The following is a 12,060-nucleotide window of genomic DNA, read 5'->3' on the forward strand; positions in this document are numbered from 1 at the left end:
ATCAGACTCCCACCGCTCCCCGAATAAAGCAAGCATGCTTGCTTGCTTTTGAGGGACGGTCTCCACCGACGCTGGGCCGCCGAGGCGCAGGGGTCTGTCCTACGTTCGCTCCATTTCCGCCGGTCCGGGGCCCGGGGCGCGACTCACGGTCCGAACTCGAGGAGTTCGCCGGGGATCGACAGACGGACGGAGGCGAGGTCGGCCCCGAGCCCCCCGTCGAGCGGCACACCACGCGGGGGGCGCGCCACGAGGTTGACGGCGCGGAGGTTGGGCAGCAGGTAACGGCGGGTCTCCATGCCCTCCAGGGCGGGGAGGAGTTCGCGGAAGCGGTCGATCGTGAGCTCTCCGGCCAGCCACGCGAACGCGGAGTCGTCCCAGGTCCAGACCGCGATGTTCACCCCGCGGCCCACCACGCCGCGACGCACGCTCGCGACGGAGCCCAACACGGACGTCACCGGCTCACCACCGGGAACGGACCCCCGCGACCACGGGGTCGGCAGCTCGCCGGGCCCGATGTCCGCGGTCTCCACCGGCACGGGCACCGCGACGCGATCCCCGCCCGGGAGGACGACTGTGTGTCCGGCGTCGGCCTGCGCCAGCGGGCGTGCGACCCGACGGGGCCGCCCGGGTCCCCTGGTCATGGCCACCACCGCGACCACCGGTGGTGCGGGCTCACCCCGTGCACCGCTGATCCGGACCCGGTCCGTGCCCTCCTGGGCGAGACGGACGGAGTCCAGTCGCAGCACCACGTCGGGAGCGGCGTACCGCGCCCCCGCGACCCCGTCGAGGAGCTGGTCGGTGACGGTGCCGACGGTGACGGACCCGAACGCCGAGGGGTGGCGGGTGACGACGGCGGACCCGTCGGCGGCGATCTCCGCGATCGGGTAGCCGCCGGACACCGGGTCGGTGGTCCGGGTGACGTCGGTCGACGAGTCCACGACGCCCGTGGCGCCCGGACCGCCGGAGAGGACGTGCCCCACCGCCACGGACCCGGCCAGCGCGTCCAGCGCCGACGGGGTCCATCCGTGATGTGCTGCCGCCGCGCCCGTGACCAACGCCTCGCGGCTCACCCGACCGGTAACGACGACGTGCGCTCCCGCGGTCAGTGCCCGCGCGATCCCGAACGCGCCGTGCCTGACGGTGGCGACGTCGGCCTCTCCGAGTCCGAGTTCGACGGCGCGGTCGGTCACGTCCCCGGAGTCGACCGATGCCACCGACAACTCGACCCCCGCGTCGGCGGCCATGGCACGCAGGGCCTCGGCGAGCCCACCCGGGTCGAGGGCGCCCGCGTTGGTGACGATCCGCACTCCCCCGGTGCCGACGAGGTCGAGGCACTGCCCCAACTGCACGAGGAGAGCGCGCTCGTGACCCGGATCGCCCTGCGCGCGGTGCTCGGCGAGCTCCAACATGGCCTCGTCCGAGAGCATGTCGAGCGCGAGTACGTCCAGGGACGCGGCCGCGAGGAACTCGGCGGTCGCGGTGGCGCGGTCCGTCCGCGAGGCGGACACGTTGCCGATACGCAGAGGTCTCTGGGTGCTCGTCATCGGTCCTGCGGCTCCTTGTCGGTCGGGTCGTTCGACTACCCCAGCATGCTCCGGCTCGCGACGAGGCGGGTGTGGAACGCGAACGCCTCCCCGAGCATAGGCGGAGCGCTCCCGTGGTCCGGGCGGGCCACGGCGCGGTCGCAGGGATCCCGCGGCGCCGACCGGCGGGGTGCCGGGCGAGTCCGCCAGTCGCACCCGTTTCGCGGGGTCGCTACCGATAGACTCGCCTGATCAGACGCCCGACGTGTCCTCCAGGAGTGAGCCGTGCCCCCCAGGACCGCCCCCATCCCCGACCGCATCGACCAGGCCCGTGCCAACTGGGAGCGGGAGGGATGGACCGATGCGGCCCAGGGCATGACCGTCGTGACGTCGGTCATGCGCGCACACCAGATCCTGCTGGCCCGTGTGGAGGAGACGCTGCGGCCGTGGAACCTGTCGTTCCCCCGCTACGAACTGCTCCGGTTGCTGGCCTTCTCCCGGTCCGGTTCGCTCCCGATCACCAAGGCCTCCGAGCGACTTCAGGTGCACGTCACCAGCGTCACCAGCGCCATGAAACGTCTGCTGGACGCCGGGCTGGTCGAGCGGCGACCACACCCGACCGACGGCCGCACGACCCTGGTTGAGATCACCGCTGAGGGCAGGCGTGTGGTCGCCGAGGCCACCGCCGCGCTCAACGCCGGCGTGTTCTCCGATCCCGGGATGGACCCGTCCGAGCAGTCGGCGCTGATCGAGGCCATCTCGTCGCTCCGGCAGACCGCCGGCGACTTCTGACGTCCGGGGGCCCGACGCCCTCACAGTTCCGCACCGCGCCCAGCCCGGCGAACAGCACCGCGCCCGGCCCCCTCTCGGGTGGGGCCGGGCGCGGCTGCTCTTGGGAGGATCCGTGTGGTGGGTCCTCGATGGAGGTCGTCAGACCAGGGTCACGGCATCTCGGTGGCGATGAGGCGGGAGTCGTCCGGCTCGGCATCGGCGTGGATGACGTTCTTGCTCGACTCGGTCATGAGGAAGATGCAGACCATCGACATGACGGACAGCGCCGAGAGCATCAGACCGACGCCGAAGGTGTTGCCGGCACCGATCATCGCGGCGGCAGCCAGCGGCGGCAGCGCGCCACCGAGGATGCCGGCGAGGTTGTAGCCGAGTCCTGCACCGGTGTAGCGGTAGCGGGCCTGGAACAGCTCGGGCAGCAGTGCGCCGGCCGGACCGTAGGCGATGCCGAAGATCGTCAGCGTGACGAACAGGACCACGCCGAAGGCGAAGGTCGATCCGGTGTCGAGGATCGGGAAGACGAACAGCGTCCACGGGATGGCCAGGCCGACCGAGGTGCCGATGACCTTCCTCCGGCCGATCTTGTCCGAGTACATCGCCGACAGCGCGATGGCGACACCGAAGACGAGGGCGGCGATCATGCCCATGCCCAGGACGAACGGGCGAGAGTGTCCGAGGGTGGCGGTGGCGTAGTTCGTGAGGAACGAGGTGCCCATGTAGAAGAGGGAGAACAGCGAGGTGAGCGCGCCACCTGCGATGAGGATCTCCTTCCACTGGTAGCGCAGCGCGTCGGCGAACGGCAGCGTCCTGGGAGCGGTGACCCTGTTGGCGGCCTTGTCCGCGGCCGCGGTCTCAGCGGCCTCCTTGGCCTCGCGGGCCTGGGTCTGACGGAAGACCGGGGTCTCCTCGACGGTGAGACGGATCCACAGGCCGACCAGGACGAGGACGGCGGAGAGCAGGAACGGGATACGCCAGCCGTACTGCATGAAGGGGCTGTCGAGATCGGCACCGCCACCGGCGACGAGCGAGAAGACGAGGAAGGTGCCGGAGGAGAGGAAGAATGCGAACGCGACGCCCAACTGCGGCCACATGGCCATCATGCCGCGCTTGCCCTCAGGGGCGTACTCGGCCGTGAGCAGCGTGGCGCCGGCCCATTCGCCGCCGACCGCGAAGCCCTGGAAGAAGCGGCACACCACCAGCAGGGTGGGCGCCCAGATGCCGATACCGCCCTCGAAGACGCCGAACGCGCCGGTGTTGTACCCGGGCAGCAGACCGATGAAGACGGTCGCCACGCCCATGATGATGAGCGTCCAGACGAGCGTGTTCTTGCGGCCGATCCGGTCACCGAAGTGGCCGAAGATCGCCGCACCGACGGGCCGGGCGAAGAACGCCACGGCGAAGGTCGCGAACGAGGACAGCGTCGCCGTCGCTGGGTTCTGGTCGGGGAAGAACAGGGCCGGGAAGACCAGCGCGGCGGCGGTGCCGTAGATGAAGAAGTCGTACCACTCGATCGTGGTACCGATCGAGGACGCCGCGGCGACCTTCTTCAGCGAGGTCTTCTGCTTGACCGGCGGAAGATTCGGGGACAGCGGGGCCGCGTCCCCCGGCGGGGTGTTTCCGGACTGCGTCAAGACAACTCCAGTCGTGTCAGGTTCGCCGGGTATCTGACCTCCGGCGAGGCGGGTGATCGCCGACGCATAGGCGTCGATTGAGCCGAACAGTATGTGATGACCACCACACCCGATACACCCGAAAGTATGTGGACGTGACCCGGCCCACAGTCGCGACGCCCGCGCTCGACCGGATGCCCCGCCCTCGCCGCCACCCCTAGGGTGTCGGGCGAGACACGCACCCGAGCCACCAGGAGGCACCGATGCAGTCCCACGCCCACCACACGCTCCGCGAACAGTCCCTCGACTTTCTCCGGTCCGGATACCTGTTCACCTCACGAGTGAGGCAGCGCGCGGGACTACCCGCCGACTCCCAGACGCCGGTGAGCCTTCGCCTCATGGGTCGGCGGGCCGTGCTCCTGCGAGGAGTCGAGGGGGTCCGCCATTTCTACGACTCGACCAAGGTCAAGCGCGAAGGTGCCATGCCCGCGTTCGTCCGCCTGCCGCTCTTCGGCCCCGGAGCCGTGCACGGTCTCGACGGTCACCCCCACACCGTTCGCAAGAACGCGCTCACCGACCTGGCCTACGACGACGAGAGGGTGGCGCATTTTGCCTCTCTCGTGGCGGCGGAACTGGAGCAGATGCTCGACGAGTGGGCGCGCCGAGGATCGGGAACCGTGTACCACGACACCACCACCGCGTTCGGCCGGGCGGCCTTCCGTTGGGCCGGGCTGCCGGTGCGACCGGAGGAGGCGAACAGGCGCGCCAGGCAGATGAGCAGGCTCCTCGACACGTTCGGTCGGATCTCCGGAAACCCCGTCGCGCAGGTCGAGCGTCTCCGCCTCGACCGATGGGCCACGTCCCTGGTGCGCAAGGTCAGGTCGGGAGAAGTACGACCCGATCCCGATTCTGTGGTGAGCGCGTTGGCAGACCTCCGGGACGAGCAGGGCCGGCTGGTCGACGACCGCACGGCGGCGGTGGAACTGCAGAACCTCACCCGTCCTACGGTCGCGGTCGCCCGCTTCGCGGCGTTCGCCGCGGTCGCCCTCGCCGAGAACCCGGGGTGGCGGGTCCGAATCCGTGAGGCGTCGGAGGAGGCCGGTCGGCTCACCGAGATCCCCGAGGCGGTGGTGTTCGCGCAGGAGGTCCGGCGCGTCTACCCGTTCGTGCCCATGTTGCCCGCGCTCGCGACCACCGATTTCGAGGTCCAGGGTTGTCCGGTGAAGACGGGGCAACGCGTCTTGCTTGACCTGCAGGGCACCGACACGGACCCGAACCACTGGCACGACGCGGGCACCTTCGACCCGGAACGGTTCCTGGGGGTCGACGACGCCGAACAGCTGGAGGCATTCATCCCGCACGGCGGCGCCGGGGTCCGCACCGGCCACCGGTGCCCCGGCGAGAAGATCGCCGTGACCGCCCTGTCCGCGGCCGTCGCGGCGCTGTGCCGGCCCGAGGTACGGATCAGCGACGACCCCGACGACCTCACGTTCCCGTGGACCACGATGCTCACCCGCCCGGCGACCGGGGTCAGGGTCCGCTGTAGCCGACCCGGAGACCACTGAGGCCCCCGGCCGGGACGGATCCGAGCAGGACGGACCGGCGGGGCTGATCAGGGCAGGACGCCGAGGAGCCTGGCGCGGGCCACGGACTCCATCCGTGACCGTGTGCCCAGCTTGGTACCGATGTTGCGCAGGTACGCCTTGATCGTCTCGGGGGACAGGGACAGTCGGGCGCCGACCTCGGCGTTGGAGCACCCGAGAGCCACCTGTGCGAGGACATCGATCTCCCGGGGTGACAGGACCGTCGGCGCCGGGACCTGGTCCTGTCCCGCCTCCGGAGTCCGGCCCACCCCCGCCAGGGCGGAACCCGCGGCCAGGAGCCTCTCGCGGAGATCCGGATCGCCGAGCTCGGCGGCGATGGCCCGCAACTCGCCATGGAGGACACGCAGGCGTTCCCTGTCGGAGGATTCCAGACCGAAGTTCTGCTCGGCCGCGGCGTGGTCGGCCATCCGCAGTCGTCGATCGACCTCGTCGTGGACCTTGAACTCCGAGGCCAGGTCCGCGGCGACGGTGGTGAAAGTCCGGGTCACCTGGTCGCCGAGCTGGGTGGCGACGCGGGCCGATCCGTAGAGGATCGTCCGCGCCACCCCCGAGACGATCACGGGGACGGAGATGATCGCCCGCAGGCCCTCGCGGTCCACCGCGTCTGCGTAATCGCGGGTGATCCTGGAGCACTCCTCGTAGTCGCGCACCGTCGCAGGTCGTCCGGAGGCCATCACGTGACCACCGAGCCCACGCCCCCTGGCCACGGCCAGCCCCTGCATGGAGTCGGTGCGGACCCCGATGAAGCGGTTCAATCTGGCGGTCTCTCCGGTGACGTCGCCGGCGAAGACGACGGGCACACCGGAATCGCGGCGGGCCCGGCGCAGGGCCCCCAGTACAGCGTCTGAATCCTTGGGTCGGAGGGTGGACATGGTGTTCTCCCGAGAGTGGAGGTGTTCAGCTCCGCGAGGAATCGCGGATGCTGGTGATGATGGCGCTGAAGTCCTTGCCACCGTTGTCCTGCGCGAACTCGTCGTACAGGGCAGCCGCTGCCGCGCCGAGCGGAGCGACCGTACCAGTGCTCTCCAGGGCCGCGAGCGCCAGCCCGAGATCCTTGTTCATGAGAGCGGTGGCGAAGCCGGGCGTGAAGTCGTTGTTGGCCGGAGAGGTGGGGACCGGGCCGGGGACCGGGCAGTTGGTGTGCAGCGCCCAGCTGTTGCCGGTGGCGCCGGTGACCACGTCGAACAGGGCCTGGTGATCGAGACCCAGCCCCTCTGCGAGCACGAACGCCTCGGCGATCGCGATCTGGTGCACGGCCAGCACCATGTTGTTGCAGACCTTGGCGGCCTGCCCGGCCCCGGGTCCGCCACAGTGGATGACCTTGCCCGCCATCGGTTCGAGCACGGGCTGCGCGGCCGCGAACGCGTCATCCTCCCCGCCGACCATGAACGCCAGCGTGCCGGCGGTCGCGCCCTTGACGCCGCCGGAGACGGGCGCGTCGACCTGGAGCATCCCGGCCTCCACGGCCTTGGCGTGGACCGCACGGGCGTCGTCGACGGAAATGGTGGAGGAGTCGATGAACAGGGTCCCCTCCCCCGCCTCGCTCAGGACGTCGTCATAGGTCGAGGTCACGAGAGCGCCGTTGGGCAGCATCGTGATCACGACCCCGGCTCCCCGGACCGCCTCGGCGGGCGAGTCGCACACGGTGATCCCGGCGGTGCGGGCCGCGTCCTGCGCCGCCGCGACCGGGTCGAATCCTCTGACGTCGAGTCCGGCGCCGACCAGGTTGGCGGCCATGGGTCCACCCATGTTGCCTAGCCCGAGAAACGCCACAGTCTGCGATCGGTCGTCCATGTCCTACGCTCCCAGTCCGCGCGCGGCGACGGCCCGGCCGACGACGACGCGCATGATCTCGTTCGTCCCCTCCAGGATGCGGTGCACCCGGAGATCTCGCACGATCTTCTCTATTCCGTACTCGGCCAGGTACCCGTACCCGCCGAAGAGCTGCAATGCCCGGTCCGCGATGTCGAAGCAGCGGTCGGTGACGAAGAGCTTCGCCATGGCGCACTGCTCCACGTGATCCGGTTCCTTGGCGTCCAGGGCCGCGGCGGCCCGCCACAGCATGAGCCGGCTCGCCTCCAACTCGGTGGCCATCTCGGCGAGGGTGAAGCGGATCGTCGGCTCGTCGATCAATGCGCCGCCGAAGGCCTCACGGTCCCGCACGTGTGCGACGGCCCGCGTGTACGCGTCCTGGGCGCCGCCCAGGGAGCAGGCGGCGATGTTGATCCGCCCGCCGTTGAGTCCGCGCATCGCGATGGTGAACCCGAGTCCCTCGCCGCCGGTGTCGGCGCCACCGATGAGGTTCGCGGCCGGGACCCGCACGCCCTCCATGATCACCTGCGCGGTGGGCTGGGCGTTCCAGCCCATCTTCTGCTCGTCCGGACCGAAGCTCAGGCCCTCGGAGTCCGCCGGGACAAGGAAGGCCGAGATCCCCTTAGCTCCGGCCTCCCCGGTGCGGGCCATCACCACGTAGACGTCCGACTGCCCGCCTCCGGAGATGAACTGCTTGGTGCCGGTGAGGACGTACTCGGCGCTCTCGCCCTCGCCCTCCTTCACCGCCTTCGTCCGCAACGCCGCCGCGTCCGAACCGGCGCCCGGCTCCGTCAGGCAGTAACTCGCGAAGAGTTCCAGCGACGCCAGCCGCGGGATCCACTCGTGGCGCTGCTCCTCGGTGCCGAACTCGTCGACCATCCACACGCACATGTTGTGGATGGACAGGTACGCGGCCACCGACGGGCACCCCCTGGCGAGCTGCTCGAAGATGCGGACACCGTCCAGCCGCCGCATCCCGCTGCCCCCGACGTCCTCCGACACGTAGATGGCGCCCATCCCCATCTCGGCGGCCTCGCGGAGGACGTCCTTGGGGAAGTGGTGGGTCGCGTCCCACTCCTGGGCCTTGGGCGCGATCCGCTTGACCGAGAAGTCGCGGGCGGTGTCGACGATGACCTTGTCGTCGTCATCCAGGGTGAACATGGGTGTTCCTCTCATACGGTGCCCGGTTCGTACGGTGCGCGGCGGGTTCGGTGCGCGGCGGGTTCGGTGCGCTGTCAGTCCATCGTGGGGATGACGAACTCGGCACCGTCCTTGATGCCCGACGGCCAGCGCTGGGTGACCGTCTTGACCTTGGAGTAGAACTTGATCGACTCCGGACCGTGCTGGTTGAGGTCGCCGAATCCGGACTTCTTCCAGCCGCCGAAGGTGTGGTACGCGATCGGCACGGGGATCGGCACGTTGACGCCGACCATTCCCACCTGGACGTTGGACACGAACTCGCGGGCCGCGTCTCCGTCGCGGGTGAAGATGGCCACCCCGTTGCCGTACTCGTGCTCGTTGGGCAGGCGCAGGGCCTCCTCGTAGTCCTTGGCGTGGACCACCACGAGGACGGGGCCGAAGATCTCGTCGGTGTAGACGCTCATGTCCGGGGTGACCTTGTCCATGAGCGTGGGGCCGACGTAGTAGCCCCCGGAGATGTCCTCGCCGTTGAACTCGTCCGTGTAGGCACCCACGCTGCGGCCGTCGATGAGGATCTCCGCGCCGGCCTTCTCGCCCTGGTCGATGTAGTCCAACACGCGGGCCTTGGACTCGGGGGTGACCAGTGGGCCGTAGTCGGACTTCGGGTCGTGGCTGTGGCCCACCCGCAGCTCCTTGACCTTGGGCACCAGCTTCTCGAGCAGCGCCTCGGCGGTGCCCTCGCCCACGGGGACGGCGACCGAGATGGCCATGCAGCGCTCACCGGCGGAGCCGAAACCGGCGCCGACCAGGGCATCGGCGGCCTGCTCGAGGTCCGCGTCCGGCATGATGATCATGTGGTTCTTGGCGCCACCGAAGCACTGCGCACGCTTGCCGGTGCGGGCCGCGTTCTCGTAGATGTACTGCGCGATGGGCGTGGAGCCGACGAAGCCCACGGCCTGGATGGTCTCGTTGTTGAGGATCGCGTCGACCGCCTCCTTGTCGCCGTGGACGACCTGGAAGATGCCGTCGGGCAGGCCGGCCTCGGTGAACAGCTCGGCCAGGCGCACCGGGACAGAGGGGTCACGCTCGGAGGGCTTGAGCACGAAGGCGTTGCCGCACGCGATGGCCGGGCCCGCCTTCCACAGGGGGATCATGGCCGGGAAGTTGAACGGGGTGATCCCCGCGACCACGCCGAGCGGCTGGCGCATGGAGTAGACGTCGACGCCCGTGCCGGCGTTCTCGGTGAACTCGCCCTTGAGCAGGTGCGGGATACCGATCGCGAACTCGATCACCTCGAGGCCGCGCTGGATGTCGCCCTTCGCGTCCGGGGTGGTCTTGCCGTGCTCGATGGCCAGCAGCTCAGCGAGCTCGTCCATGTTCTGGTTGATCAGGTCGACGAACCGCATGAGCACCCGGGCGCGCTTCTGGGGGTTCTGGGCCGCCCACGCCTTCTGCGCCTCGGCGGCCTTGGCGATCACGTCGTCGACCTCCGCCGTCGACGCCAGCGGAACCACGGCCTGCGCCTTGCCCGTGCTGGGGTTCAACACCTCGTGGGTGCGGCCGCCCGTGGCGGCGACCCTCGTGCCGTTGATGTAGTGCTCGATCTGCCTGAGATCCGACATGGACATCCCTTCGTCGTGAGGCCGCGGTCCGGAGATGTCCGCGCGCCACTGCTCCCGTGATGACCATCACTCTATACTTGCATCTCCTAGTAATCCAGGGCCCGGCCCCGCAGCCGCCCCCGACCCTCCCCTTTCGGGTGTACCGCCACCCGCCCGGCCGCCCATACTGTGAGCTGACTCACTTCCCGCGCCCGTTCTCACCCGTGCCCGTTGTCAGGAGACTTCATGGCCCCGCTCGCCACCGACGCCACCACCCGTTTCCGCACCGCCCGCGACTTCCTGCAGGCCAACGCGGAGGACTACGAGGCCGCCCGGGCCGGCTTCGCGTGGCCTGAGCTCGACGAGTGGAACTGGGCTCTCAACTGGTTCGACGTCGAGGCCGAGGGGAACACCGATCCCGCGCTGTGGATCGTCGAGGAGCACGACGGCGGCGGCGCACCGAGCGAGGCCAAGTACTCCTTCGACGAGATGCGGATCCGCTCGGACCGCACCGCCAACTGGCTGCGCGAGGCCGGGGTCGGGCCCGGCGACCGGATCCTTCTCATGCTGGCCAACCAGGTGGAGCTGTGGGACGTCATGCTCGCGGTGATCAAGCTCGGCGCCGTGGTCATCCCCGCCACCACCCTGCTCGCCGAGGGTGACCTTCGCGACCGCATCGCCCGCGGCGGTATCAAGCACGTGATCGCCCGCTCCGAGCTGGCCGAGCGCTTCGACACGATCTCCGGCGACTATCAGCGATTCTCGGTGGGCGGCGCCCCCGACGGCTGGACCGACCTCGCCGCGGCGATGGACGCCTCGCCCGACTTCGAGCCCAGCCACACCACCCGGGCCGACGACACCCTGCTGCTGTACTTCACGTCCGGGACCACCAGCAAGCCCAAGCTCGTCGAGCACACCCACGCCTCGTACCCGGCAGGCCACCTGTCGACCATGTACTGGATCGGACTGCAGCCGGGGGACGTCCACCTCAACGTGTCCTCGCCCGGGTGGGCCAAGCACGCCTGGTCCAACGTGTTCACGCCGTGGATCGCCGGGTCCTGCGTGTTCATCTACAACTACTCCCGCTTCGACGCCACGGCGATGATGCGCGAGATGGACCGCTGTGGCGTCTCCAGTCTGTGCTGCCCGCCCACCGTGTGGCGGATGCTCATCCAGGCCGACCTGACTCAGCTGCAGGTGCCGCCCCGGCTGGCGGTGGGTGCCGGCGAGCCGCTCAACCCCGAGGTGATCGGGCGCGTCCGCGACGCGTGGGGGGTGACCATCCGCGACGGCTTCGGCCAGACCGAGACCACCGTGCAGATCGCCAACACCCCGGGTCAGCCCATCAAGGACGGGTCCATGGGCCGCCCGTGCCCCGGATTCGACGTCGTCCTGGTCGACCCCGCCACCGGACAGGAGGTCCCGGGAGAGGGTGCCGAGGGCGAGATCTGCCTGCGCCTGGACCCCCGCCCGCTCGGTCTGATGGTCGGATACCACGGCGACGCCGAGCGCACCGACGCCGCCTACGCGGACGGTTTCTACCACACCGGCGACGTCGGCTCGCGGGACTCCGAGGGCTACATCACCTACGTGGGCCGGACCGACGACGTGTTCAAGTCCTCCGACTACCGGATCTCGCCGTTCGAGCTGGAGTCCGTCCTGTTGGAGCACCCGGCGGTCGCCGAGGCGGCGGTCGTCCCGTCCCCGGATCCGGTGCGCCTGAGCGTCCCCAAGGCGTTCGTCGTCCTGGCCGGCGGCTGGGAGCCGACCGAGGAGACCGCCCGCCAGATCTTCGACTACTCCCGCACCCACCTGGCCGGCTACAAGCGGGTGCGCCGTCTCCAGTTCACCGACCTGCCCAAGACCATCTCCGGCAAGATCCGCCGCGTCGAGCTGCGCAACGGCGAGAGCGAGAACGGACCGTCGGTGGACTTCCCCGGCGAGTTCCGGGAGGAGTCGCTGCGCTGACGGCTGGTCCGCG

At 69.9% G+C, this 12,060-nt stretch carries 9 protein-coding genes; 3 read left to right on the plus strand and 6 right to left on the minus strand.

Going from position 1 to position 12,060, the window contains the following annotated elements; genetic code table 11:
- Positions 1 to 143: 143 nt before the first annotated feature.
- Positions 144 to 1,544, minus strand: a complete 1,401-nt coding sequence (locus tag ABIE38_RS14725) for an acyclic terpene utilization AtuA family protein (protein WP_354057524.1) — start codon at positions 1,542 to 1,544, stop codon at positions 144 to 146.
- A 264-nt stretch (positions 1,545 to 1,808) separates the two neighbouring features.
- On the opposite strand from ABIE38_RS14725, the gene ABIE38_RS14730 reads away from it, so the two are divergent.
- On the plus strand, positions 1,809 to 2,315 hold the full coding sequence (locus ABIE38_RS14730) for a MarR family winged helix-turn-helix transcriptional regulator (protein ID WP_354057526.1): 507 nt from the start codon (positions 1,809 to 1,811) through the stop codon (positions 2,313 to 2,315).
- Positions 2,316 to 2,464: 149 nt separating this feature from the next.
- Here the strand turns inward: ABIE38_RS14730 and ABIE38_RS14735 are convergent, their stop codons facing one another.
- The gene (locus ABIE38_RS14735) at positions 2,465 to 3,943 is read right to left on the minus strand and encodes an MFS transporter (RefSeq protein ID WP_502914789.1); all 1,479 of its coding nucleotides are present in this window, start codon (positions 3,941 to 3,943) and stop codon (positions 2,465 to 2,467) included.
- 242 nt (positions 3,944 to 4,185) lie between these two features.
- On the opposite strand from ABIE38_RS14735, the gene ABIE38_RS14740 reads away from it, so the two are divergent.
- Entirely contained in the window at positions 4,186 to 5,487 is a 1,302-nt protein-coding gene (locus tag ABIE38_RS14740; RefSeq protein ID WP_354057528.1) for a cytochrome P450, read from the plus strand.
- Positions 5,488 to 5,534: 47 nt separating this feature from the next.
- On the opposite strand, the gene ABIE38_RS14745 is transcribed toward ABIE38_RS14740, so the two are convergent.
- The 4 genes from ABIE38_RS14745 to ABIE38_RS14760 all read right to left on the minus strand — a co-directional run bounded on the left by ABIE38_RS14745 (position 5,535) and on the right by ABIE38_RS14760 (position 10,100).
- Positions 5,535 to 6,398: a LuxR C-terminal-related transcriptional regulator gene (locus ABIE38_RS14745; protein ID WP_354057530.1), complete on the minus strand. Its 864-nt coding sequence runs from the start codon at positions 6,396 to 6,398 to the stop codon at positions 5,535 to 5,537.
- Between the two features lie 25 nt (positions 6,399 to 6,423).
- Complete coding sequence (gene mmsB, locus ABIE38_RS14750) at positions 6,424 to 7,320, minus strand: 3-hydroxyisobutyrate dehydrogenase (RefSeq protein ID WP_354057532.1); 897 nt, start codon at positions 7,318 to 7,320, stop codon at positions 6,424 to 6,426.
- Between the two features lie 3 nt (positions 7,321 to 7,323).
- A complete protein-coding gene (locus ABIE38_RS14755) occupies positions 7,324 to 8,499 on the minus strand; it encodes an acyl-CoA dehydrogenase family protein (RefSeq protein WP_354057534.1) in 1,176 nt (391 codons plus the stop codon).
- 74 nt (positions 8,500 to 8,573) lie between these two features.
- The gene (locus ABIE38_RS14760) at positions 8,574 to 10,100 is read right to left on the minus strand and encodes a CoA-acylating methylmalonate-semialdehyde dehydrogenase (RefSeq protein WP_354057536.1); all 1,527 of its coding nucleotides are present in this window, start codon (positions 10,098 to 10,100) and stop codon (positions 8,574 to 8,576) included.
- 225 nt (positions 10,101 to 10,325) lie between these two features.
- Between ABIE38_RS14760 and ABIE38_RS14765 the strand changes: the two genes are divergently transcribed.
- A complete protein-coding gene (locus tag ABIE38_RS14765; protein ID WP_354057538.1) occupies positions 10,326 to 12,047 on the plus strand; it encodes an AMP-binding protein in 1,722 nt (573 codons plus the stop codon).
- The last annotated feature ends 13 nt before the right edge of the window (positions 12,048 to 12,060 follow it).

The organism is Dietzia sp. 2505, from assembly GCF_040546785.1.
GTDB lineage: Bacteria > Actinomycetota > Actinomycetes > Mycobacteriales > Mycobacteriaceae > Dietzia.

Bases quoted from the DNA above. Each gene is read 5' to 3' on its own strand.
- ABIE38_RS14725 (WP_354057524.1), bottom strand. From the start codon at position 1,544: ATGACGAGCACCCAGAGACCTCTGCGTATCGGCAACGTGTCCGCCTCG.
- ABIE38_RS14740 (WP_354057528.1), top strand. From the start codon at position 4,186: ATGCAGTCCCACGCCCACCACACGCTCCGCGAACAGTCCCTCGACTTT.
- ABIE38_RS14745 (WP_354057530.1), bottom strand. From the start codon at position 6,398: ATGTCCACCCTCCGACCCAAGGATTCAGACGCTGTACTGGGGGCCCTG.
- mmsB (WP_354057532.1), bottom strand. From the start codon at position 7,320: ATGGACGACCGATCGCAGACTGTGGCGTTTCTCGGGCTAGGCAACATG.
- ABIE38_RS14755 (WP_354057534.1), bottom strand. From the start codon at position 8,499: ATGTTCACCCTGGATGACGACGACAAGGTCATCGTCGACACCGCCCGC.
- ABIE38_RS14760 (WP_354057536.1), bottom strand. From the start codon at position 10,100: ATGTCGGATCTCAGGCAGATCGAGCACTACATCAACGGCACGAGGGTC.
- ABIE38_RS14765 (WP_354057538.1), top strand. From the start codon at position 10,326: ATGGCCCCGCTCGCCACCGACGCCACCACCCGTTTCCGCACCGCCCGC.